Source organism: Polymorphospora rubra, from assembly GCF_018324255.1.
GTDB lineage: Bacteria > Actinomycetota > Actinomycetes > Mycobacteriales > Micromonosporaceae > Polymorphospora > Polymorphospora rubra.
This window is the reverse complement of the sequence record NZ_AP023359.1, coordinates 7,738,493-7,761,863: the sequence shown is the minus strand read 5'-3', so window position 1 is coordinate 7,761,863 and position 23,371 is coordinate 7,738,493. Positions and strand designations below refer to the sequence as shown.

Sequence of the window (23,371 nt, the reverse complement as noted above, 5' to 3'; positions counted from 1 at the left end):
GGCGTCGGCCCCGTCGTGGGATTTCGCCCGTACCCGGGTCGCCGGTTCCGGTCCCCGCCCCGCGTCCGCCCCGCGCACGCGTCGCGCGGTCCTGCGTCGCGCGGTCCTGCGTCGCGCGGTCCTGCGTCGCGCGGTCCTGCGTCGCGCGGTCCTGCGTCGATCATGGAGAAGTTGCGCCTGCCCGGGCCTGGTGGTTGCCGGTGTCCCATCGCCGTGATCGTCTGCGGTGCGGACACTTCCGGTACGGGTGGTGAGCGCCTGGACCGCTGACGATCGACGTTACCGGCGGAGGGTGGCGCACCCTGGCAGGTCGCCCGTCTGGCAAGGGGGACGTTGATCTGGGCGGGAGAGACCCTACCCGCCCCGGGTAAGGTCTCTCCCGCCCAGATCGACAGGAGCGGCTGGCTGCGTTTCCGGCAAAACCCGTCCGTGATCGGCTGCGTTGCCATGTTTTGCCGGGTGAGGGTGGGCGGTCCGATGTTGACGAGCTTCCGTCCCGGCGGGCAGTTGTCCTGACGTGTTCGTCGCGCTCGCCGTGATCGAGGAGGAGCCGTGTTCGTTTCGGGCGGTTTGCGACTCAACTGGTCCTTGATCGACGGTGAGGGGCGGGCCGGGGGTGGGGTCAGGGGTGGGTGGCCTGTTCGGCCAGTGCTACGGCGTTGCGGAAGAGCATGGCGACGGTCGTGGGGCCGACTCCGCCGACCCGGGGTGTGATCGCGCCGGCTACCGTCTCGCATGCCTCGTCGACGTCGGGGAGTAGGCGGCGGCCTTCGTAGCGGACGCCGCCGCCGACGATGACGGCGCCGGGTCGGATGTGTTCCGGCCGTAGGATGCCGGGTACGCCGACCGCCGCGATCACGATGTCGGCCCGTCGGGTGTGTCGTGCCCAGTTCGGTATGCCGCTGTGTACGACGGTGACGGCCGCGTCGGCGGTGGCTCGTTTCTGGGTCAGCAGCATCGCCAGCGGCCGGCCGAGGGTGGTGCCCCGGCCGAGCACGACAACGTCGCGGCCGGCGACGGGGCGACAATCCCGGCAGAACGCCCACGCTATCTCCTCGATCGCGCCGGTCGGGCGGTCCGCGCTCACGGGCGGTCCGCGCTCACGGGCGGTACCGAAAATCGGTTTGTGTGGGGGGGCGGGGGTGGCTAGCCTGGCCGCCATGTCAGCCACGCACGCCCTGATCAACAGCGCCGCGCCGGTCCGGTACGGTTCGCTGCTCGTCTCGCGCCGCCGGATCCGGCCCGCCCTGGCCTGCCAGGACGCGTCGGCGACTGACTGACCTCGACCGCTTTCCGCGCGTCAACGCGCACGCCCAGGGCCACCCGAGTCCAGATCCGCTCGGACAGGCCCCGCTTCGCGCTGCCTGTCCACGCCCGCCGCCCGGCGCCCCGCCGGCCGGCAGACAGGACACCGGCTGTGGCATCCCACGCTCCGTACCGCCATACCCCGCCCGACCCCGCGAATCGCCGGCCCGACCCCACGAACTCCCGGCGCGACTCTGCGGATCCCGGGCGTGACCCCGCGAATCACCGGCACGACCTCGCGAATCACCGGCCCGATCCCGTGGATCCCCTGCCCGACCCCGCGCGGCGACCCGCTGCGCCCGACCCCGCACCGCGGCCCGTTCCGCCGGACGGCGGCCCGCGGCGCAGGCCGCCGTACCGCACCGGCCGGGACCGGTCGCGGCGGGTGTTGTCGCAGAACTTCCTGGCCGATCCGGCCGCCGTCGGGAACATCGTCCGGGCCGCCCGGCCCGGCCCGGACGACCTGGTCGTCGAGGTCGGCGCCGGGCGGGGTGACCTGACCCGGGCGCTGGCCGCCGTCGCCGGCCGGGTCGTCGCGTACGAGGTCGATCCAGGCCTCGCCGCCGACCTGGCCGTGGCGTGCCGGCCGCTTGCCAACGTGACCTGCCGGATCGAGGACTTCCTGCAGGCCCGGCCGCCCCGCCGGCCGTTCGCGCTGGCGGGCAACATTCCGTGGGCGATGACCGCCGCGGTCGTCGACTGGTGCCTCGCCGCGCCGACGCTGACGGCGGCGACCCTGCTCACCCAGTGGGAGTACGCCCGCAAACGCACCGGCGGCTACGGCCGGTGGAGCCGGCTGACCGTGCTCACCTGGCCGTCGTTCGAGTGGCGGCTCGCCGGGCGGGTGCACCGTACGGCGTTCCGCCCGGTGCCCCGCGTCGACGCCGGCGTGCTGCGGCTGGAACGTCGTACCCGGCCGTTGCTGGCGGCACCGGCGCTGCCGGCGTACGAGCGGCTGGTCGAAATCGGGTTCACCGGCGTGGGTGGCTCGCTGTACGCGTCGCTGCGCCGGCACCATCCGACCGGTCGGCTCGACGCCGCGTTCCGGGCGCTCCGGCTGGACCGGGCCACGGTCGTCGCCGACGTGTGGCCCGAACAGTGGCTGGCCCTGTTCCGCCTGCTGCACACCCCGACCCGCCGCCACTGATCCGCCGCCGCTGATCCGCCGCTGATCCGCGTGATCAGGGAGTACGTCGAGTGCGTCGCCGGCGTGTCGGCGTCCATACTCCCTGATCACGGCGATCTTGGCGGACCGCCCCGCTGGTGGCGTCAAGATCCGCGTGATCAGGGAGTTCGAACCGCGCCGCGCCGACGGCACGCTCGACGTACTCCCTGATCACGCGGATCAGTGGGGGTTGGTCAGGGGAGTTGGTCGGCGCCCGGGACGCCGGCGCCGGCCGCTGGGGGAGTGGCCGACGCGTTGCCGGCGGGGTAGGTGTACGGCGGCCGGGCGACGGTGTCGTCCTCGCGCAGCCAGTCGTCCTTCTCCTTGCCGCTGTCGTTGGCCCGGGTGATCGTGGCCGGGTCGTAGAAGTTGTTGTCCGTCCAGGTCAGCCGGGTGTCACCGAAGTCCTCGGTGATCGTCTTGGCACTCTTGACGTAGTTGGCGTCGGCGTAGACCTGGCCACCGACGCCGAGGCCGATGAAGTAGTCGTCGACCTCGACGTAGTTGGCGAACAGGTGCGCGTAGCCGAACCGGACCCGCGGGTGCCGGGTGTTGGAGCCGTCCATCCAGTTGTGGTGGTACGTGACCCGCAGGTAGCCCCGGTCCTGGGCGCCGTTGTTGTCGCTGTGGCCGAGCAGCATCGACTTGTCGGTGCCGACGAACCGGTTGTACGAGGCGGTGACCAGGTCGGAGCCGCGCTTGACGTCCAGCGAGCCGTCGTTGGACGGGTAGAACGTGTTGTGGTCGATCCACACGTGGTGCGAGTAGCACTGGACGTTGACCGAGTCGTCGGGCGAGTTGCGGAACGACAGGTTGCGGACGATCACGTTCTGGACGTGGGTGAACTGGTCGCGTTCGGCGGGGTCGCAGAGGTCGCCGCCCCAGGCCACCTCGTCGGGGCCCCAGCCGTTGATGTCGAGACCGAAGCCGCTGATCGTCGCGTTCGTTCCGACGCCGATGATGGTCTTGTTGGAGCCGATGTCGAGCATGTCGGCGCCGGATCCGGTGATGGTGCCGGAGACCCGGACGATCCGTGGCGCGTCGTCGGCGACCGCCGCGGCGAGCTGCGCGTAGTTGGTGACGGTCACGGTGGGCCCGCCGGCGCCGCCGGTGGTGCCGGTGCGGCCGTACCCGCTGAGGGTGGCGAAGCCGATCAGGCCGGCGACGTTGCCGGGCTGGCCGGTCGGCGGGGGTGTGGTCGGCGGCGGGGTCGTGGGCGGGGGAGTGGTCGGCGGCGTCGTGGGCGGTGGGGTCGTCGGGGGCGGGGTGGTCGGCGGCGCCGTGCCGCCGGTGGTCACCACGACGTCGTCGAACGAGGCCGAGGAGTACGAGGTCTGCAGGCCGATCCGGCCGGCGGACGACACCGAGCTGGTGCCGGAGGCGAACTGTGCGCCGTTGACCGACCCGCTGACCGTGGTGCCGTTCGTGGTGATCGACAGGGTGTACCAGGTGCCGTTCGCGACGGTGCGCGACGAACTGCCGAGTACGGTCACCGAGCTGCCCCGGACCGCCTGGAGTTCGGCCCGGCCCGGCAGCAGCGCCAGCCGGTAGAAGGTGGTCGACCCGGACGCCCGGGACAGCAGGCCGACGAATCCGTTCGAGCCCAGGCTGACCGGCTTGACCCGGGCCTGGACGGTGTAGTTGGTGAGGCTGGTGGAGGCGTTGAACAGGCGGGCGTTCTCACTGTCGGCCTTGGACTGCCGGGCGACCTGCGACCCGTCCGCCGTCACCGCCCAGGTGCCGCCGGACTTGGCCCAGCTGCTGATGCTGCGGTCCTCGAAGTCCGCGCTGAATTCGGTGGCGGCGCTGGCGACCGGGGAGAAGACGACCGCGGCGGCGGTCAGCGCGCCGATCGTGCCGGCGACAATGGGTACGTTCCGTCTTGATCGAGGGCGCAGTGAACCACGCTTGTCCATAGTGGACCTTCCTCCGAGGGGAGATTCGGACCGACCGTCCGAATGGCGTGAAGAGGCAGGGAAAGCGCATTCCTGAAATCAGAACGTAACTTCCGCTTTGACCGGTGTCAACGTTATGCAACAATCCTGCAAATCGAATTCCCGGCGCCGTTTCCCGCCCGCGCACCCCGCTCGCGGCCCGCACCACCGGATCCGCCGGCCTGATCTTGCCCGCGCAGCCAGGTGCCTTACGCTGCCCGCGTGACCGCGTATGACGTAGCCGTCGTCGGCGCCGGACCCGCCGGCCTTTCCGCCGCCCACACGGCCGCCCGCGCCGGGGCGAACGTGATCGTCCTCGAACGGGCCGAACACCCGCGCTACAAGACATGCGGGGGTGGCCTGATCGGACTGTCCCTCGCCGCGCTCGGCGACCGGATCGAGGTCCCCGCCCACGACCACATCGACGCCGTCACCTTCACCCACGACGGCCGCCGCGAGTTCACCCGTCGCGACCCCGGCCGCACCCTGGTCTCCATGGTCCGCCGCGAGGAGTTCGACGACCGGCTGCGCGCCGCCGCGGCCGCCGCCGGCGCCGAGATCCGCCAGCGCGTCACCGTCCGTGCCCTCGAGCAGGAGACCGACCGGGTACGGGTCCGCCTGGCCGACGGTTCCGAGGTGGCCGCCGCGGTCGTCGTCGGCGCCGACGGCTCGTCCGGCATCACGGCCCGCCACGTCGGCGTCGAGTACGGCCAGGTCGACCTCGGCCTGGAGGTCGAACTGCCGGTGCCACGCGACATGCAGGGCCGCTGGCGCGGCCGGCTGCTCATCGACTGGGGCCCGATCCCCGGCTCGTACGGCTGGCTGTTTCCCAAGGGTGACGTGTTCACGGTCGGTGTGATCGCCGCCCGTGGTTCGGTGAGCGCGAGGAGTGCAGCGCAGCGGAGCCCCGCAGTCGCGAACGAAGACAGGTCCCGCGGCGACGACACCCGGGCCTACCTGCGGCGTTTCGTGGACCGGCTGGGGCTGTCCGGCATCGAACCCGTCCACGACTCCGGTCACCTCACCCGTTGCCGCACCGACGCGTCGCCGCTACGGAACGGCCGGGTGATCGTCGCCGGCGACGCCGCCGGACTGCTCGAACCGTGGACCCGGGAGGGGATCAGCTTCGCGCTGCGGTCCGGTGCGCTGGCCGGTGCGGCCGCCGCCGGTGGTGACCTCGACGGCTACGTCACCGCCGTACACGAGCAGTTGATGCCGTCGATGCAGGCCGGCCGGGACCTGCTCGCCGCGTTCAGCCGCCGGCCCGGTGTGTTCCACACCCTGCTCGGCACCCCGCCGGGCTGGCAGGTGTTCACCCGGTTCTGCCGCGGCGAACCGGGCTTCGACCGGCTGGTGCAGCGTCGTCCGGTCCGGGCCGCCCTGTCGATGCTCCGCTGACGGGCGGGCCGCCCCGGCCGGGCGGCCCGCTCAGGGCACGATGACCGCGCGGCCGCGGATGTCGCCGGCCCGCAGGCGTTCGTACGCGCGTACCGCCTCCTCGAGCGGGAACGTCTCGACCTCGGTGTGCACCCGGCCCTGCCGGGCCAGCGCGATGACCTCCCGCAGTTCGGCGCGGGTGCCCCAGAACGGGATCCGGGCGGTCACCTCCAGCGGCACCGGCGGCGGCTCCTCCGCGGTCGGCTTGAGGGTGAGCTGGCCGCCGCCGAGCCCGACCAGTAGCAGGTGCCCGCCGGTGGCGACGACCGTCCGGCCGAGCCGGGTCGTGGCGTCGACGCCGACGAAGTCGAGCACGACGTCGGCGCCGTCGGGCGGGCCGCCGACCAGACCGCGGATCCGGTCTGCGGCGGCGTCGGAGCGGACGGTGTGGTGGGCGCCGACCCGCTTCGCCAGCTCGAGCGCGGCGTCGCTGGTGTCGACGGCGATGACGGTGACCGCGGTGGTGGCGGCGAGGATCTGCACGGCCAGGTGGCCGAGGCCGCCGATGCCGATGACGACGCAGAAGGTGCCGGGCCGCAGTGCCGGCCGGGCCAGTTCGACGGCGTGGTACGGGGTCAGTCCGGCGTCGGTCAGCGGCGCGGCCTGGGTCAGTTCGAGGTCACCGGTCGGCAGCAGCCGGGACGCGGGCACGACGACGTACTCGGCGAGCCCGCCGTCGCGGCTGAGGCCGATGCCGCCGACGGGTACCTCGCGGCACTGGTTCTCCCGTCCGGTCAGGCAGCCCCGGCAGTGCCCGCAGCCCTGGATGCCGTAGATCGCGGCCCGGTCGCCCGGCTGCCAGGCGGTGACCCCGTCGCCGGGCCGGTCGACGGTGCCGGCGATCTCGTGGCCGAGCGTCATCGGTACCGGGTAGATCCCGGCCGGCGCGTCGAGGATGTGCAGGTCGGAGTGGCAGGCGCCGGTCGCCCCGACCGCGATGCGCACCTCACCGGGCCCCGGCTCGGGCACCGGTACGTCCATCAGTTCCAGCTTTCCCGGCCCGGTCAACCGTACGGCGCGCATGACTCTCCCCCTGACAGATGCAGCCGGCCGTACCCCGTGGGCCGACGGCGGCGGATACCCGTTCCGGGGCGGATGATGCCGGCCCGCGGCGGCCGGAAAACGGCCCCGGATTCCCACTCTGCGGGCTCTACTGCTCGCGTTTTCCGGGAATGCCGCGCGGACCGGTGAAGCAGCGATGCCAGGAGGGGACGATGTCTGGCGGTGTACGGGAACAGGGCATGGAGTTCGCGGTCGTGGACGGGGGCTACGACCCGGAGCAGGTGAACTGCTGCCTGGCCGATCTGGGGCGGCAGTTGGCCCGGCTCAGTGCCCAGACCGAGCAGGTCGAGGCGGCGTACGGCGAACTGGGTGACGCCCGCGCGGAGATCCGCCGGCTGCGCGCCATGCTGCACGGCCGGCCGGCCGTCTATCAGGGCTCGCAACGCATCCAGCAGATGCTGACGATGGCCGAGGAGGAGGCCGCCGAGATCGTGTCGCAGGCGTACGACGAACTCGCCGAGGCCCAGCGGGCGGCGATCGAACTGCGCGAGCGGGTGTACGAGGAGGCGGTGCAGGCCCGCCGCGACTTCGAGTCCGCCCTGCACGCCCGCCGGTGCCGGGAGCGTGAGACGGACCGGATCCTGCGGATGATCGACGGCTTCCCGGAGCCGGTCGGCGAGGTGCGGCTGGTCGCCGACGAGGAGGACGTCTACCGGGCGGGGGAGACGGTGCCGTCGGGCGCGCCGGTCAGGTCAGCGCCTTGACGATCGTCGTCGCCCGGCTCTCGTGCTTGGCGTACGCGCCGGGGTAGGCGGACTTCTGGACGGCCTGGGCGGCGGCGGTGAGGCTGAGCCGCTGCCAGCCGTCGACCTTCTTCAGCGCCTCGTAGAAGCGGCGGGCGGCGTACTCGGGGTCCATCAGGTCGCGGACGCTGCCCCAGCCGGTGCTCGGCCGCTGCTGGAACAGGCCGACGGAGTCGTGGTCGGAGCCGGTGCCCTCGTGCGGATACTTCTTCGACTCCGGTACGACGTCGCTGGCGAGGTTGCGCAGGTTGGTCTCCTGCATGGCGGTGGCGACCGCGATGACCAGGCCGTCGGTGGGGATGTCGAGGTCGCGGCCGACCTTGACGATGGTGTGCGCGTTGTCCATCTGCACCTGGTTGAGCCCGGCGACCGGCTTCGGCGGGGCGGGCGGCGTGGAGGTGCTCGGCGCCGGGGCGGCGGAGGCGCTGGCCGACGGGCTGGGCGCGGCCGAGCGGTCGTACGACCGGGAGGCGGCGTCGTCGCCCGCGGCGGCGGCCCGGTCGGCCACGGCGGCCCGGTCGGCGCGTACGTCGTCGACGGTCGGGTCCGCGCCGCGCAACTGGGTGACCGCGACGACGCCGAGGCAGCAGGTCAGGCCGGCGGCGAGGCACACCCGGACCGGTGTGGAGGAGCGTCGGCGGTGCCGCGCGGCCCGGTGTCGGCCGCGGCGACGTCCGTCGGACCCCGGCTCCACCGAACGGGTATGCCAGGGGGCGGGGGAGGGCTGCTGGTCAGGCGCGTCGTCGGGGTGCACCCGCCGAAACTAGGCACGATCTCCAGCCGCGAAAACCGTGCCCGCTATGGCCCTTCCCACAATTTTCAGCCGACGCATGCCAATAATAGCTTCAAATCCGTGTCAAAGTAGCGAGTCCATCAAATCTGGCATGTCCGGCTTAGCTGGTCGAGTGTGGTGATTCCCGTCGGCCCGGTCGGGCCGGTTGATCTTCTCCGCCCACCTGGGCCGTCCGGCCGATGCCCGATCCGCCGAATGGTCAACCGTTGGATCGGGCGCGTGGGCGACGGTGTTGCTCACCCTCTTGCCGGGTACGATCCTGCCGTGGTCCAGAGCAAGATCAACAACTCGGCCCGTCGGTCGCCGGCACCCACCCCGACCCGCCGGGGAGCTCTGGTCATCACAGCCGCCCTGCTCCTGGCCCTGGTGCTCGCCGGCTACCGCTTCGTGCCCAACGTGCGGGGCCTGGGCAGCATGCTCGACAGCGTCGCCCCGTTCCTCGGCATCGCCGTACCGGTCCTGGCCCTGATCGCCCTGCTGCGCCGGGCCCGTCTCGCCCTGATCGCCGTCCTCGTACCCGGTCTGCTCTGGGCCGGCCTGTTCGGCGCCGCCTGGCTGCCGTTCGGCGGCGGCGGCCCGGTCGAGCTCCGGGTCGTCAGCCAGAACCTCCAGGCCGGCAACCCCGAGCCGGACGGGGCCGTCCGCGCCCTCATCGACATCGACGCCGACGTCATCGGCCTCCAGGAGGTCTCCGGCGGCATCCGCGGCACCATCGCCGAGACCCTCACCGGCCGCTACCCGCACCAGGCGTACGTCTCGACCGTCGCGCTGTGGAGCCGCTTCCCGATCCGCGAATACGTCGGCGTCGACACCGGGCTCGACTGGACCCGGGCCCTGCGGGCCGTTGTCGCCGCGCCGCAGGGCGACGTCGTCGTCTACGTCGTGCACCTCGGCTCGGCCCGGATCGGCGACACCAGCGTCCGCGACCACACCATCGCCACCCTCGCCGGGCAGCTGCGCGGCGACGACGCCGAACGGCTCGTCATCCTCGGCGACCTCAACACCGCGGCCAGCGACCGGGTGATCACCCCGCTGACCGACCAGCTCTCCGACGCGCAGGCCGACGCCGGCTGGGGCATGGGGTTCACCTGGCCCTCGGTGCTGCCGGTGACCCGCCCCGACCACGTGCTCTACCGCGGCCTCACCGCCGCGACCGCCGACGTCGTACGTACCCCCGGCAGCGACCACCGCGCGGTGACCGCCGGCTTCCGCTTCTGACCGCCCGGCCCGCTCAGGCGGTGACGGCCGACGCCGGTACGACGGTCAGCGTGTGCCGCGGCTCGCCGGTGCTCGGGAACGGCCACAGCCGGTCCGCGCCCCGCGCCAGATCGGTCAACTGCTGCCGGGTCAGCCCGACCGAGCCGACCGTCGCCCGTACCTCGGCCCGGTAGCGCCCGTCCGGGTCCCGGGCCAGCCGGGCCCGCGCCTTCACCTGCACCGTGTGCGACTCGTCGGTGACGCCCGTCGCCGCCTCCACCGCCGCGTGGTGCAGGCAGGACGCGAACGCGGCGGCCAGCAGCTGCTCCGGCGTCAGGCCGGTGCAGTGCTCCGCCAGCGGCGACGCGAGTGCCGTCGACAGCGCCCCGTCGTCGGTACGGATTCGGCCGCCCTCGGCTGTCGCGCCCGCCTCGTATTCCGACCCGTCCCCGGTCGACTCCTTTTGCGCCATGGTCACGACCTCCCGGTTCTCCGGCACCCGGGCTACCCGTCCAGCGCGCCGGAAAACGACACGCCGCCCGCCCGCTCCGCGCACCGCCCCGCCCCGTTCGCCGATCAAGGACCCGCCCGTCCCGCCCGGCCCGCTCCGCCCGCCCCCGCCCCGCCGATCAAGGACCGGTCCGGCGATCATGGAGTTGTCGTGCGACGAAGGCCGCGAACCGGGCACGGTTGGTCCTCGATCGCCGTGCCGGGCGCCGGTCCGTACGGCCCGGTGAACGACAGTGAGAGGATCGTCGGGTGACGGACGAGCAGCCGAAGACCGACGACGCCGCCCCCGCGACCGGGAGTGCCCCCGCCGCCGACGAGGCCGGTACGGCCGCCGGCGCCGGCGCCACCGCGACCCGCGTGCAGCGGTGGACCCGCCACGCTCCCTGGATAGCGGCCCTCATCGCGGTCACGGTGATCACCACCGACCAGCTCTCCAAGGTGTGGGCGGAAGACAGCCTGACCCGTGGCGAACGCACCCCGTTGGTGGGCGACGCGCTGGGCATCCAACTCACCTACAACCCGGGCGCGGCCTTCTCGATCGGGTCGGGCGCGACGTGGATCTTCACCATCCTCACCGCGGTGGGGGTGGCCGCGGCGGCCTGGTACGCCTGGCGGGTGCGGTCCCGGGTGTGGGCGGTCTGCCTCGGCCTGGTGCTCGGCGGCGCGACCACCCACCTGCTCGACCGCCTGCTGCGCGAGCCGTCGTTCGGGCAGGGGCACGTCGTCGACTTCATCGCCTACTTCGACTGGTTCATCGGCAACGTCGCGGACATCGCCATCTTCTTCGGCGCGATCATGTTCTTCCTGCTGACGGTGATCGGGCGCGCGATGTATCCCGAGCCCACCGAGACGGAGACCGCCGCCGCGGAGACCTCCACCGCCTGACCACGATCACCTCCCGGCACCACCCGCCTGCGCCACCAGCCGGGTCACGACCGATTCGGCCGTGTCGGACGGGATCGCGAAACCGACGCCGATGTTTCCCGTCTCCGTACCGGTGGTCGCGATCGCCACGGTGATCCCGACGACCCGCCCGGCGGTGTCGACCACCGCCCCGCCGGAGCTGCCGGCGTTGACCGGCGCGTCGGTCTGGATCAGACCGGTCAGCGTGTCGGCGGTACGGTCGACGGCCGACACGATCCCGGCCGTCACCGTCCCCGCCAGGCCCAGCGGACTGCCCACCGCCAGGACCGTGTCACCGACCCGCACCGCCGAACTGTCCCCGAACACCGCCGGCGTCAGGTCGTCGACCCCCTGGGCCTGCAGCACGGCCAGGTCGCTGGCCGGATCGGTCCCGACGATCCCGGCCCGCGTCGTACGCCCGTCCGCCAGCCGCACGGTGACCGCGCCCGAGGCGTCCTCCACCACGTGGTTGTTCGTCAGGATCCGGCCGTCGGCGCTCAGGACCACGCCCGAGCCGGTGGCCGTCCCACCCCCGGCCGCGACCTCGATCGTGACCACGCTCGGCGCGACCGCCGCCGCGACGGCGGCGAGATCCGCCGTACCGCCGGTGGCGACGGTGCTGGCGGTGACCACCGACGTCGCCGTACGCGGCTCGGCGAGCCGGACGGCGAGCGCGCCGCCACCCGCCCCGCCGACGAGGGCGAGGGCCAGCGCGACCGCGCCGACGACGGTCCGCCGCCGGCCCGGTCGCGGCGCCGCGCCGGCACCCGGCGGTACGGGCGGCACCCCGCCGCCGGATCCGACCGCGCCGGCCGCCGCCCGACCGTCGGACTCCACCGACCGGTCAGGCACCCGATCGCCGGACCATGCCGGGCCGGCCGGCGCCCGACCGTCGGACTCCACCGACTGGTCCGGTACCTGATCGCCGGACCATGCCGGCCCGGCCGGCAGGCGACCACCGGGCCGGACCGGCGGCCACGCGGTGCCGGGGACCGGGGCGCGGCCGACGGCGGTCGGCTCCCCGGACGGGGGTTCGGACGGCTGGGGCTGCGGCATCGACCGCCTCGGGTTCGTCATGCCATCCACCGTGGACCCGCCGCCTACCGGACGGCTTTGCCGACGCTGTGCGCACCCTGTGACCCGCCGTCGGCCCGGTCCGCCCGCGCCTCCCGGTCCGCCCGCGCCTCCCGGTCCGCCCGTGCCTCCCGATCCGCCCGGCCCGCCCGTGCCTCCCGGTCCGGTGGTGCGACCCGGTCCGGCCGCTGGTTGCCGTGCACCATCGCCACCCGCAGCAGCACGAAGCGCGACACCGTCGCGGCCAGGTTCGCCGCCGTCAACACCCCGAGTTCGACCAGGCGCGGCGGCGTCCCGGTCACCGCGTGCAGGACGGCCAGCGACCCGCTGGTCAGTGCCAGCCCGAGCCCGAACGCGAGCAGCCCCTGCACGTGGTGGCGGCCGGCGTGCCGGCGCCCGGTGACCCCGAAGGTGAGCCGCCGGTTCGCCGCCGTGTTCGCGACCGCCGTGACCAGCAGCGCGACGAGGTTCGCGGCCTGCGCCCCGAGCCCGCCGCGCAGCAGCGCGAACAGCACCGCGTACGCCAGCGTGCTCGCCACCCCGACGGCCGCGAACCGGACCAGTTGCCGGGGCAGCCCGACCGGCACCCCCGCCGACGGTGCCGGCAGCGGCCCGCGACCGAACCCGGCCCGCAGTTCGGCCAGCGGCAGCGTGCCGGCGGCCAGCCCACGACCGAGCCGCCAGATGCCCCTGAGGTCGGCGACGGCGGTCGACACGATGTCGACCCGGCTGTCCGGATCGTCGATCCAGTCGACCGGCACCTCGTGGATACGCAGCCCGGCCCGCTCGGCGAGCACCAGCAGTTCGGTGTCGAAGAACCAGCCGGTGTCGCGTACCAGCGGCAGCAGCCGGGCGGCGACGTCGGCGCGGATCGCCTTGAACCCGCACTGCGCGTCGGAGAACCGGGCCGCGAGCGTCCCCTTCAACAGCAGGTTGTAACCCCGGGAGATGACCTCCCGCTTGGCCCCGCGCACCACCCGCGAACCCCGCGACAGCCGGCTCCCGATCGCCAGGTCGGAATGACCGCTGATCAGCGGCGCGACCAGTGGCGGCAGCGCCGCCAGGTCGGTCGACAGGTCGACGTCCATGTAGGCCAGGACAGCGGCGTCCGACCCGCCCCAGGCCGCCCGCAACGCCCGGCCGCGCCCCTTTTCCGCCAACCGCAGTACGGACACCGCCGGCAACTCGGCGGCCAGGGAGTTGGCCACGGCGAGCGTGCCGTCGTCGCTGGCATTGTCGGCGATCGTGATCCGGAACGGGTACGGGAACTCGTCCACCAGGTACGCGTGCAGCCGCCGTACGCAGGGTTCGAGATCGGTCTGTTCGTTGTGGACCGGGACGACCACGTCGAGCACGGCGGTGGCCGGTGCCCCGTCCGGCCGTCCGGCCCCGCCGGCGCCGGCCCCGGTCGTGGGATACTTCGTCACCGGGCACCCCCGGCCGGCTCGGTCAGGTCGTACACCGTGGTGCCGCCGACGGTGCGGGCGGTGAAGTTCTCGGCGACCCAGGCGGCGATCTCCTGGGCGGCCTGACTGCCACCGTTGGCGCGGAAGCCGCCACCGCCGAGGAAGTAGTGGATCTCGCCGGCCCGGACGTACTCCTGGAACCGGGCCAGGGTCGGCGCCGGGTCGCTGCCGTTGAAGCCGCCGATCGCCATCACCGGCAGCTCGGTGGCGAGCTGGTAGCCGGCGGCGTTGTTGGAGCCGACGGTCGCGCCGACCCAGGTGTGGTCGGCGGCGTCCGCCGTCAGCAGGGCGACGAGTTCGGCGTCGGGCGTACGGGCGTCCAGCAGCCCACCCATGCCGCCACCGGGGCCGGTCCGCCCCGTGGACCCGTCGCCCGGCCCCCATCCGCCGGGCGCGGCGCCCGGAGTCCAACCGCCCGGAGCGGCACCACCCGGTGCCATGCCACCCGGTGCCATGCCACCCGGGGCATGCCACCCGGTGCCGTCCCGCCGGGGGCGGTCCCATCCTGAGCCGTCGCGCCGGGAGGCGTACCACCCGGTGCCGTGCCGCCCGGGAAGCCGCCACGGGCACGACCGGCGCCCGGCGGGCCGCCGGCCCCGTCCGGGTGACCGCCCGGCCCACCGAACCCGGCACCCGTCACGTTCGGGCCGGCCGACGGGATCGCGCCGGTGTGCGACGTCGCCGCGGTCTGCACCGCGTACGCCGCCGGACCCGCGAACGCCGCCACCGCCCCGACGACCAGCCCCACCACGCCGAGCCGCAGCGGACGTACCGGCCGCAGCCGGGCCGCGACCAGCAGCACCGCCCCGGCCAGCCCGGCCACCAGCACGCCGGTACGCAGCCACGGATACCAGTCCGGGCTGCGGCCGAGCAGCGTCCACGACCACCACGCCGTCACCGCCACCGTGCCGGCCAGCACCAGGCGGGCGACCGGCCGGTCCCGCAGCCGCCACAGCACCGCCCCACCCATGCCGACCAGCGCGGCGACGGCCGGCGCCAGCGCCACCGCGTAGTACGCGTGGAAGATCCCCTGCATGAGGCTGAAGACCAGCCCGGTCACCAGCAGCCAGCCGCCCCAGAGCAGGAAACCCGCCCGGCCCCGGTCGGTCCGCGCCGCCCGGCCCGCCACCGCGAGCCCGGCCACCAGCAGGACCAGCGCCGCCGGCACCAGCCACGCGACCTGACCACCCAGGTCCGCGCCGAAGATCCGCAGCCAGCCGGTCTGCCCCCAGCCGCCACCGTTGCCGCCCCCGCCGCCGACACTGCCGACCTGCTCACCGGTGATCCGGCCCAGCCCGTTGTATCCCAACGCCAGCTCCAGGACGCTGTTCGTCTGCGACCCGCCGACGTACGGCCGCAGCCGCTCCGGCACCAGCTCCACGACCGCGATCCACCAGCCGGCCGAGACGACCACCGCCACCCCGGCGAGCAGCAGTTGCCGGATCCGGCGGCCGAGCCCGGCCGGCGCCGCCACCAGGTACGCCACCGCGAACGCCGGCACCACCAGGAACGCCTGCAACATCTTGGTCAGGAACGCGAATCCGACGAACACCCCGGCCAGCACCAGCCACCGGGTCGACGCGACCTCCACCGCCCGCACCGTCGCGTACGCCCCGAGGACCATCAACAGCACCAGCAGCGCGTCCGGGTTGTTGAACCGGAACATCAGCGTCGCGACCGGGGTGACCGCCAGCACCGCCCCGGCCACCAGCCCGGCCGCCGGGCCGTACCAGCGGCGGACCGCCGCGAACAGCACCCCGACCGAGGCGACGCCCATCAGCGCCTGCGGCACCAGGATCGACCACGAGCTGAGCCCGAAGACGCGTACCGACACCGCCATCACCCACAGCGACGCCGGCGGCTTGTCGACGGTGATCGCGTTCCCGGCGTCCGACGAACCGAAGAACCACGCCTTCCAGCTCTGCGAACCGGCCTGCGCCGCCGCCGAATAGAACGAGTTCGCCCACCCCGACGCCGACAACCCCCACAGATACAGGACGGCGGTGCCGAGCAGCAGGGCGACCAGCGTGGGACGCACCCAGCGCGGCGCCCGACCGGACCCACCCTCGGGTACGGGAACAGTGGGGTCGGCCACCGTCACGACCGGCGGGGCACCCAGCAACATGTCAGGTCGACTCATGCGGTCGACACTCGACGGTCCGGCTAGGCCGATCCGATGAACGACCTGTGCGTGGGCTGTGGACCGCCGGCGCGGGCGGTGGACCGCTCAGCCGGCCGGCAGCCGTACGGTGAAGACCGTCCGCCCCGGCCGGCTCTCGACCGTCACCTGCCCGGCGTGCGCCTCCACCACCGCCGCCACGATCGCCAGCCCGAGCCCGGTGCTGCCCGCCGCCCGCGACCGCGACGTGTCGCCGCGCGCGAACCGCTCGAACACCTCCGGCTGCAGCTCCGCCGGAACGCCCGGCCCGTCGTCGGCCACCGTCACCACCGCACCACCGGCCGGATCCGCCGCCAGCGACACCGTCACCGTCGTCCCGGCCGGAGTGTGCGTACGCGCGTTCGCCAGCAGGTTCGCCAACACCTGGTGCAGCCGCGCCCGGTCACCGGGCACGGTCACCGCCTCCTCGGGCAGCTCCAGGTTCCACCGGTGATCCGGACCGGCCACGTGCGCGTCACTGACCGCGTCGACGACCAGCGCCGACAGGTCGACCGGCCCGCTCGCCAGCGGCCGGCCGGTGTCGAGCCGGGCCAGCAGCAGCAGGTCGTCGACGAGCGCCGTCATCCGCAGACTCTCCGACTCGACCCGGCGCAGCGCGTGCGCCACGTCCGGCGGCACCGTGTCGCGGCCCCGCCGCGTCACCTCGGCGTAGCCGCGGATCGCCGCCAGCGGCGTACGCAGCTCGTGGCTGGCGTCGGCGACGAACTGACGTACCCGGGTCTCGCTGGCCTGCCGGGCGGCGAGCGCCGCGCCGACGTGCCCCAGCATCCGGTTGAGTGCCGCCCCGACCTGACCGACCTCGGTCCGTGGATCGGTGTCGGCCGCCGGCACCCGGACCGACAACGCCACCTCGCCCCGGTCGAGCGGCAACTCGGCGACCCGGCCGGCGGTCGCCGCGACCCGGCGCAGCGGCCGCAACGCCCGCCCGATGATCAGCACCCCGGCACCCCCGGCCAGCAGCAGCCCGACCCCGGCGATCGCGGCCTCCGCCGCCACCATCCCCAGCAGGGTGTCCTCGACGCCCGACAGCGGTAGCCCGGTCACCATCACGCCACCGTTCGGCAGCTCCCGCGCCAGCAGCCGGTAGCTGCCGAGCGCGCCCAGGTCGCGGCTCTGCGGCGCACCGTCGGAAGGCAGCGCCGCCAGCGCCGGCAGGGCGTCCGCCGGCACGTCCGACACACCGCTGGTGCTGTCGATGTCACGTACGCCCGCCACCAGCACCTCGCCGTCCTGGACGACCGCGGCGAGCGTGCCCGGTGGCTGGCCGACGAGCTGCCGGCGCACGTCGAAGACCGGGCGCAGGTCACGGGGCGGCGGCGGCATCCCGCCCCGCCGCTCGGTGGCCGCCAACTGCCGGTCGACCTGGTCGACCAGGGTGTGCCGCAACGCGACCGTGGTCACCATCCCGACGCCCAGACAGACGGCGGCGAGCAGCCCGATGACGGCGGCCAGGAGCTTCGCCCGCAGCGACCACCCCGCCAGCGGCCGCCACCCCCACCGGCCGACCGCCGACGCCCGGCCCCGGCCGGACGGTCAGCCGGCGGGCTTGAGGACATACCCGGCGCCGCGCAGCGTGTGGATCATCGGCTGGCGGCCCGCGTCGATCTTCTTCCGCAGGTACGAGATGTAGAGCTCGACGACGTTGGCCTGACCACCGAAGTCGTAGCTCCACACCCGGTCCAGGATCTGCGCCTTGCTCAACACCCGGCGCGGATTACGCATCAGATAGCGCAGCAGCTCGAACTCCGTCGCCGTCAGCGTGATCAGGTCCCCGGAGCGGCGTACCTCGTGGCTGTCCTCGTCCATGCTCAGGTCGCCGACGACCAGCACCGCCTCGTCCCGGGCCGTCACGCCCACCCCCGAGCGGCGCATCAACGCCCGCAGCCGCGCCACGACCTCCTCCAGGCTGAACGGCTTGGTCACGTAGTCGTCGCCCCCGACCGTCAACCCCGCCACCCGGTCCTCGACCGCGTCCTTCGCCGTCAGGAACAGCACCGGCACCGACGGCGCCTGCCCCCGCAGCCGCCGCAACACCTCGAACCCGTCCAGGTCCGGCAACATCACGTCGAGGACGACCGCGTCCGGCTCGAACTGCTTCGCCGTCCGCAGCGCCGCCATGCCGTCCGGTGCACTGCGCACCTCCCAGCCCTCGTAGCGCAGCGCCATCGACAGCAGGTCGGCCAACGTCGGCTCGTCGTCGACGACCAGCACCCGAACGGGGTTGCCGTCCGGGCGCCGCAACTCGACGTGCTTGGTGGATCGGGCGGCACCGGCCGATCGGGCATCCATGGTCACCATGTCCCTCATCCTGGCCGCGCCCGCTGTGCCGGCACTGGGTGATTTCTGTGTACCACCTGTGCGGACCGCCGAATGTCGTATCCGTGCTGGTGCGCCTGAGTACCTCTCCTCGGCACGGTCGGGTGTTCGGTGGAAGACCGGCCCGGCCACGGAGTTCCCCGTTAGCGTTCAGGTCAGGTGCGCGGGCGGGTCTGTGCGTCCCGTGGGAGGGGGTCGACGGTGCCGGAGCTGGCGATCATCGAGGCGCCCTCGGTGTTGGGGCTGCGGCCCGGTGGCGTGGCGGACCTGCCGGCGGCGCTGCTCGACGCCGGTCTGCGGGACCTTCCAGGGGCGGTGCCGGGCGGCCGGGTCGAGGCGCCGGCGTACGACCCGGGGCGGGATCCCGAAACGGGGATTCTCAACGGCGGCGGGATCGCGCGGTACAGCGTCGCGCTGGCCGACGTGGTCGGCGCGGCCATCGCCCGCGGTCACTTCCCCGTGGTCCTCGGCGGTGACTGCACCATCCTGCTCGGCAACCTGCTCGCCCTGCGCCGCCGGGGGCGCCACGGCCTGCTCTTCGTGGACGGGCACACCGACTTCTACCAGCCGGCCGCCGAGCCGACCGGCGAGGCGGCCTCGATGGATCTCGCGCTCGCGACGGGCCGTGGGCCACGGGTGCTCAGTGACATCGAGGGTCGCGGGCCACTGGTGCGCGACGAGGACGTCGTGGCCCTCGGCTTCCGTGACAGCGCGGAGTCGGCGCGGGCCGGGATGCAGCCGCTGCCGCCGGCGCTGCGCACGATCGATCTCGGGGGTGTACGCGAAGCCGGCGCGGCGATGACGGCGCGGCAGGCCGTCGACTGGCTTCGTGCCGGTCCCGGCTCCGGCTACTGGGTCCATCTCGACGTCGACGTCCTCGACGACGCCGTCATGCCCGCCGTCGACTACCGCCTGCCTGACGGGTTGACCTGGGCCGAGCTGGGGACCTTACTGCGGACGGCGATGTCGAGCGGTCTAGCGGTCGGTCTCGACGTGACCATCTTCAACCCCCGCCTCGACCCCGACGGACGAATCGCCGTACGGCTGGCCGAGTGTCTACGCCAAGGGCTGTCGGCTCTGCCCGACCGGGTCTGACCGCGCGTCGGATCAGGCTCGAGGAGCGGGGCGGTGGCGACGCGCGACGGGGCGGCGGTGTGGACGGTGTTCAGGCCGTGGCGAGGCGGCGGCGGGCCGCGGGTACGACGATCGGGCTGCCGGTCTCCGGGTCGGGGATGACGCGGCAGGGCAGGCCGAAGACCTCGCCGACGAGGTCGGCGACGCCGGTGGTGGCCATCGATTCGCCGACGACGCGTTCGTCTTCGCGGGACCACTGCCGCAGCAGGTTCTGGTGCGGGAAGCGGCCGCGGCCGACGAGGTCGGCGACAGTGATGCCGTCTGGGGCGATGGAGGTCTGGGGGAGCAGGCCGAGGCGGCGGGCGACCTCTCTGGACGGGTACGAGGTGATGAGCCGGCCGTCGAGGTGGACGCCGCCGGCGCGGGGCGCAGCATCCGGGACAGGGCGCGGAGCAGCGTGGACTTGCCGCAGGCGTTGGGGCCGACGATGACGGTGAAGGACTTGACCGGAACGCTGTCGCCGAAGTGTGTAGATCCACAGCGCCGACCTGCGGTTCGGTGGCGGGCGTGGCAGGGAATGATGTCCTCAACCGGACCAGGGAGGGCTCGTGGAAGGCAAGGGCGGTTCGCTCGCCACCGGAATGGTGTTCGGCATCGTGATGGGCGCCATGATCGGCTTCGCCATGGACAACCTGGCGATCGGGCTGGGGATAGGCGTCGCCCTCGGCGCGGCGTTCGGGGTCGCCGTCGGCGCCGGCGGCGGCCGGGACGGTGGCACCGACGCCGACCAGGGCGCCACCGATCCCGACCGGCCCTGAGAACACCGTGTACGGCGAACAGGCCTCCGCCGTCCCCGGCACGGTCCGCTGGCGCGGCACCGGCTCCGGTCCCGACCACGACGTGCGGGTACTGCCGGACGGCTGCATGGACCTGATCTGGTCCGACCGTGGCGGGCTGCTGGTCGCCGGCCCCGACACCGTCGCGCACCTCGCGACCCGGCGCGACGGCGAGACCACGATCGGATTGCGGTTCCCGCCCGGCACCGGGCCGGCCGTGTTCGGCCTGCCCGCCCACGAACTACGCGACCGCCGGGTGCCGCTGTCCGACCTGTGGCCGGCCGCGGACGTCCGCCGGCTGGCCGGGCTCGCGGCCCGTTCGCCGTACCCGGGTCGGGTCCTGGAGGCGGCGGCGCTGGACCGGCTGCGGGCCGGGCCGGGCGCGGACCCGGTCGCCGGCGAGGTCGCCGCCCGGCTGCGGGCCGGCGAGTCGGTGGCCGCGACCGCCGCCGCGGTCGGCCTCGGCGAGCGGCTCCTGCACCGCCGCAGCCGGACCCTGTTCGGGTACGGCCCGAAGACGCTGGCCCGGATCCTGCGGATGCAGCGGGCGCTGGCGCTGGTCGACGCCGGCCGGCCGGCGGCCGAGGTCGCCGCGACCAGCGGGTACGCAGACCAGGCGCACCTGTCCCGGGAGGTCAGGGCGCTGGCCGGGGTGCCGCTCGGCGTGCTGCGACCCCGGCCGCCGGTGCGGTGATCCCGGCCGCGGGTGCGTGATCCGGCCGCGGTTGCGGTGGTCCCGGCCCGGGCGGCGGTCGGGTCAGCCCACCAGCGCGGCGTAGAGGTCGACGGAGTTGCCGTCCGGGTCGTAGACGACCGCGTACCGCTGGCCCCAGAAGGCGTCCCACGGCTCCCGGTGGCTCTCGTGGCCGGCGGCGGTCAGGTCGGCGTGGACCCGGTCGACGTCGGCGGGGCTGTCGCAGCGGAAGGCCAGGCTGATCCGGCCCGCCCTGGCCGGTGGCGGGGTGAAGTCGGGGTCGATCTGGCGGGCCACCTCCTCGGTGTCCCAGGCGAGGCGGAAGCCGCCGTCGAGGATGACCTCGACGTGCGGCTCGGTGTCGGCCGCGGCGGGGATGTCGAGCCCGAGGCGCCGGTAGAAGGCCAGCGATCGGCCCATGTCTGCGACGAGAAGTCCGATAAAGTCGAATTTGGCTGCCATGCGGGCCACGCTATCGGCCGTTCGGCTGGTCGGTCTTGAAGGAATCGGACCGGTGTGCCGCGTGACCTGCCCGGGTACCCGATTTCGGAACCGGCTCGCAACATGCGTGACGCAGACCTCACCCGCAAACCATCGCTGTCGGGTTTCCGTCACGCGCGTTTACCGTAAACATGGGCTTTCAACGAAGATCTGCCGGCGAAGCGAGGGACCACATGACAGATGTCAAGCTCGAACACCCTGGCGGACAGCTTTCGATGCCGGTGAACCCGGCCGTCGAAGGTCCCGCGGGGATCGGCGTCGGTAAACTCCTGGCGGAGACGGGGCACGTCACATACGACCCCGGCTTCGTCAACACGGCCGCCTGTTCGTCGAAGATCACATACATTGACGGCGACGCCGGGATTTTGCGTTACCGGGGCTACCCGATCGACGAGCTGGCCGGCAAGGCGTCGTTCCTGGAGACGTCGTACCTTCTGATCTACGGCGAGCTGCCGACCACCGACCAGCTCGCGGCCTTCACCGAGAAGGTCCAGCTGCACACGATGCTGCACGAGGACTTCAAGCGGTTCTTCGACGGCTTCCCGCGCGACGCGCACCCGATGCCGGTGCTGTCGTCGGCGGTCTCCGCGCTGTCGACCTTCTACCAGGACAGCCTCGACCCGTTCGACTCCGACCAGGTCGAGATCTCCACGGTACGGCTGATGGCGAAGGTGCCGACCATCGCCTCGTACGCCTACAAGACGTCGATCGGCCAGCCGCTGCTCTACCCGGACAACACGCGCAGCTACGTCGACAACTTCCTGCGGATGACGTTCGGCGTGCCGGCCGCGTCGTACGACGTCGACCCGGCCTTCGCCAAGGTCCTCGACACGCTGTTGGTGCTGCACGCCGACCACGAGCAGAACTGCTCGACGTCGACCGTCCGGCTGGTCGGCTCCGGTCAGGCGAACCTGTTCGCCTCCGTCTCGGCCGGGGTGCACGCCCTGTCCGGACCGCTGCACGGCGGCGCGAACGAGGCCGTGCTGCAGATGCTCGGCGCCATCCAGGCCGACGGCGGCGACGCGGCGTCGTTCGTACGCCGGGTCAAGGCCAAGGAGCAGGGCGTCAAGCTCATGGGCTTCGGGCACCGGGTCTACAAGAACTACGACCCGCGGGCCGCGATCGTGAAGCAGGCCGCGCAGGACGTGCTGTCCCGGATGGCGAAGCCGGACCCGCTGCTGGACATCGCGATGAAGCTGGAGGAGATCGCGCTCGCCGACGACTTCTTCGTGTCCCGCAAGCTCTACCCGAACGTCGACTTCTACACCGGCCTGATCTACAAGGCGATGGGTTTCCCGACGAAGATGTTCACCGTGCTGTTCGCGCTCGGCCGGCTCCCCGGCTGGATCGCGCAGTGGCGGGAGATGATCAACGACCCGGAGACCAAGATCGGTCGCCCGCGTCAGCTCTACGTCGGTTCGCCGGAACGCGAGTTCGTCCCGATCGAGAAGCGCTGACCGCCACGGGCTGACCGCCACGGCTGGCCACCACGGGCTGACCCGGCGGTCAGCCCGACCCGGCACGCACGTCCCGCCGCCCGCGCCGATCAAGGGGATGTATCGGACAGGTCGCCTCGCGCGACCCACGATTCCTCCTTGATCAGCGCGGGCGGCGGTCGTGTGCGGGCGTCGGTCGTGTGTGCGGGCGCCGGTCGTGTGCGGCCGCCGAGCTCGGGGTGGCCTTCCTCGTCGATCAAGGGGATGTATCCGGCGAAACGTCCGGTGCGGCCCACGACTTCTCCTTGATCGGCTGGGACCGTGGATCTAGAACGTCTGTTGCTGCCAGGGCGACCACAAACGTTCTAGATCGCGCCCCTGAGACCGGGTCGCCGCGGATGGGCGCTTCGTCGGCGTTCAGCGGGTGCCGATCCGGGCGACAGGCGGCGGGCGACAGGCGCGGGCAGCGGACGGCAGGCGCGGGTGGCGGGCGGCAGGCGTGGGCAGCGGACGGCAGGCGCGGGTGGCGGCCGTGTGCGCGGGCTTGGGAGCGCTCCTTCCCGTCGATCGAGGGGATGTATCGACCAAATCACCCCGCGCTGCCCCCGATTTCCCCTTGATCAACGCTCGCGGGCAGGGCACACGCGCGCGGCGGGCCGACGCGCCGGGCCGGGGGCACGCGGCGAGGGCGCGCGCGCCGGGCGGGCACGCGCGCCGGGCCGAGGGCACGCGGCGGGCCGGGAAAC

At 73.4% G+C, this 23,371-nt stretch carries 18 protein-coding genes and 4 pseudogenes; 9 read left to right on the top strand and 13 right to left on the bottom strand.

The window, feature by feature from the left end:
* Positions 1–622: 622 nt before the first annotated feature.
* Positions 623–1,021 (bottom strand): annotated as a pseudogene (locus tag Prubr_RS34060) (bifunctional 5,10-methylenetetrahydrofolate dehydrogenase/5,10-methenyltetrahydrofolate cyclohydrolase); the annotation flags it as partial.
* Between the two features lie 669 nt (positions 1,022–1,690).
* Here Prubr_RS34060 and erm point away from each other — a divergent pair.
* The gene (gene erm / locus Prubr_RS34055) at positions 1,691–2,452 is read left to right on the top strand and encodes an ErmE/ErmH/ErmO/ErmR family 23S rRNA (adenine(2058)-N(6))-methyltransferase (RefSeq protein WP_246568027.1); all 762 of its coding nucleotides are present in this window, start codon (positions 1,691–1,693) and stop codon (positions 2,450–2,452) included.
* Positions 2,453–2,664: 212 nt separating this feature from the next.
* On the opposite strand, the gene Prubr_RS34050 is transcribed toward erm, so the two are convergent.
* Positions 2,665–4,386, bottom strand: a complete 1,722-nt coding sequence (locus Prubr_RS34050) for a pectate lyase family protein (protein ID WP_212819520.1) — start codon at positions 4,384–4,386, stop codon at positions 2,665–2,667.
* 240 nt (positions 4,387–4,626) lie between these two features.
* Between Prubr_RS34050 and Prubr_RS34045 the strand changes: the two genes are divergently transcribed.
* The gene (locus tag Prubr_RS34045) at positions 4,627–5,802 is read left to right on the top strand and encodes a geranylgeranyl reductase family protein (protein WP_212819519.1); all 1,176 of its coding nucleotides are present in this window, start codon (positions 4,627–4,629) and stop codon (positions 5,800–5,802) included.
* Positions 5,803–5,832: 30 nt separating this feature from the next.
* Here Prubr_RS34045 and Prubr_RS34040 read toward each other — a convergent pair whose 3' ends face one another.
* Positions 5,833–6,864, bottom strand: coding sequence for an NAD(P)-dependent alcohol dehydrogenase (locus tag Prubr_RS34040; protein ID WP_212819516.1), 1,032 nt, complete (start codon positions 6,862–6,864; stop codon positions 5,833–5,835).
* A 191-nt stretch (positions 6,865–7,055) separates the two neighbouring features.
* On the opposite strand from Prubr_RS34040, the gene Prubr_RS34035 reads away from it, so the two are divergent.
* Positions 7,056–7,607: an ATPase gene (locus Prubr_RS34035; protein WP_212819514.1), complete on the top strand. Its 552-nt coding sequence runs from the start codon at positions 7,056–7,058 to the stop codon at positions 7,605–7,607.
* On the opposite strand, the gene Prubr_RS34030 is transcribed toward Prubr_RS34035, so the two are convergent.
* Positions 7,591–8,400, bottom strand: a complete 810-nt coding sequence (locus Prubr_RS34030; protein WP_212819512.1) for a hypothetical protein — start codon at positions 8,398–8,400, stop codon at positions 7,591–7,593. The two genes, Prubr_RS34035 and Prubr_RS34030, sit on opposite strands and share 17 nt — an antisense overlap.
* 303 nt (positions 8,401–8,703) lie before the next feature.
* Between Prubr_RS34030 and Prubr_RS34025 the strand changes: the two genes are divergently transcribed.
* The gene (locus tag Prubr_RS34025; protein WP_246568022.1) at positions 8,704–9,657 is read left to right on the top strand and encodes an endonuclease/exonuclease/phosphatase family protein; all 954 of its coding nucleotides are present in this window, start codon (positions 8,704–8,706) and stop codon (positions 9,655–9,657) included.
* Between the two features lie 13 nt (positions 9,658–9,670).
* Here the strand turns inward: Prubr_RS34025 and Prubr_RS34020 are convergent, their stop codons facing one another.
* On the bottom strand, positions 9,671–10,108 hold the full coding sequence (locus Prubr_RS34020; protein WP_212819508.1) for an OsmC family protein: 438 nt from the start codon (positions 10,106–10,108) through the stop codon (positions 9,671–9,673).
* Positions 10,109–10,395: 287 nt separating this feature from the next.
* On the opposite strand from Prubr_RS34020, the gene Prubr_RS34015 reads away from it, so the two are divergent.
* A complete protein-coding gene (locus Prubr_RS34015; protein WP_212819506.1) occupies positions 10,396–11,031 on the top strand; it encodes a signal peptidase II in 636 nt (211 codons plus the stop codon).
* Positions 11,032–11,067: 36 nt separating this feature from the next.
* On the opposite strand, the pseudogene Prubr_RS38480 reads toward Prubr_RS34015, so the two are convergent.
* From Prubr_RS38480 to Prubr_RS33990, 5 genes and pseudogenes are all read right to left on the bottom strand, one after another.
* Positions 11,068–12,105: pseudogene (locus Prubr_RS38480) on the bottom strand (S1C family serine protease); the annotation flags it as partial.
* 44 nt (positions 12,106–12,149) lie between these two features.
* Complete coding sequence (locus Prubr_RS34005; RefSeq protein ID WP_425518078.1) at positions 12,150–13,469, bottom strand: bifunctional glycosyltransferase family 2/GtrA family protein; 1,320 nt, start codon at positions 13,467–13,469, stop codon at positions 12,150–12,152.
* A 77-nt stretch (positions 13,470–13,546) separates the two neighbouring features.
* A pseudogene (locus Prubr_RS34000) lies at positions 13,547–15,729 on the bottom strand (ArnT family glycosyltransferase).
* 87 nt (positions 15,730–15,816) lie between these two features.
* Positions 15,817–17,250: a sensor histidine kinase gene (locus Prubr_RS33995; protein ID WP_246569112.1), complete on the bottom strand. Its 1,434-nt coding sequence runs from the start codon at positions 17,248–17,250 to the stop codon at positions 15,817–15,819.
* Positions 17,251–17,301: 51 nt separating this feature from the next.
* On the bottom strand, positions 17,302–18,057 hold the full coding sequence (locus tag Prubr_RS33990) for a response regulator transcription factor (protein ID WP_212828863.1): 756 nt from the start codon (positions 18,055–18,057) through the stop codon (positions 17,302–17,304).
* A gap of 228 nt (positions 18,058–18,285) precedes the next feature.
* Between Prubr_RS33990 and Prubr_RS33985 the strand changes: the two genes are divergently transcribed.
* Positions 18,286–19,179, top strand: coding sequence for an arginase family protein (locus tag Prubr_RS33985; RefSeq protein WP_212819500.1), 894 nt, complete (start codon positions 18,286–18,288; stop codon positions 19,177–19,179).
* Between the two features lie 70 nt (positions 19,180–19,249).
* Here the strand turns inward: Prubr_RS33985 and Prubr_RS33980 are convergent.
* Positions 19,250–19,737: pseudogene (locus Prubr_RS33980) on the bottom strand (ATP-binding cassette domain-containing protein).
* A 29-nt stretch (positions 19,738–19,766) separates the two neighbouring features.
* On the opposite strand from Prubr_RS33980, the gene Prubr_RS33975 reads away from it, so the two are divergent.
* Complete coding sequence (locus tag Prubr_RS33975) at positions 19,767–19,976, top strand: glycine zipper domain-containing protein (RefSeq protein ID WP_212828978.1); 210 nt, start codon at positions 19,767–19,769, stop codon at positions 19,974–19,976.
* Positions 19,977–19,983: 7 nt separating this feature from the next.
* A complete protein-coding gene (locus tag Prubr_RS33970) occupies positions 19,984–20,688 on the top strand; it encodes a helix-turn-helix transcriptional regulator (RefSeq protein WP_212819498.1) in 705 nt (234 codons plus the stop codon).
* 63 nt (positions 20,689–20,751) lie between these two features.
* On the opposite strand, the gene Prubr_RS33965 is transcribed toward Prubr_RS33970, so the two are convergent.
* A complete protein-coding gene (locus tag Prubr_RS33965) occupies positions 20,752–21,150 on the bottom strand; it encodes a VOC family protein (RefSeq protein WP_212819496.1) in 399 nt (132 codons plus the stop codon).
* Positions 21,151–21,362: 212 nt separating this feature from the next.
* On the opposite strand from Prubr_RS33965, the gene Prubr_RS33960 reads away from it, so the two are divergent.
* Positions 21,363–22,646, top strand: a complete 1,284-nt coding sequence (locus Prubr_RS33960) for a citrate synthase (protein WP_212819494.1) — start codon at positions 21,363–21,365, stop codon at positions 22,644–22,646.
* 89 nt (positions 22,647–22,735) lie between these two features.
* Here Prubr_RS33960 and Prubr_RS33955 read toward each other — a convergent pair whose 3' ends face one another.
* Positions 22,736–22,921, bottom strand: coding sequence for a hypothetical protein (locus tag Prubr_RS33955; protein ID WP_212819492.1), 186 nt, complete (start codon positions 22,919–22,921; stop codon positions 22,736–22,738).
* Between the last annotated feature and the right edge of the window lie 450 nt (positions 22,922–23,371).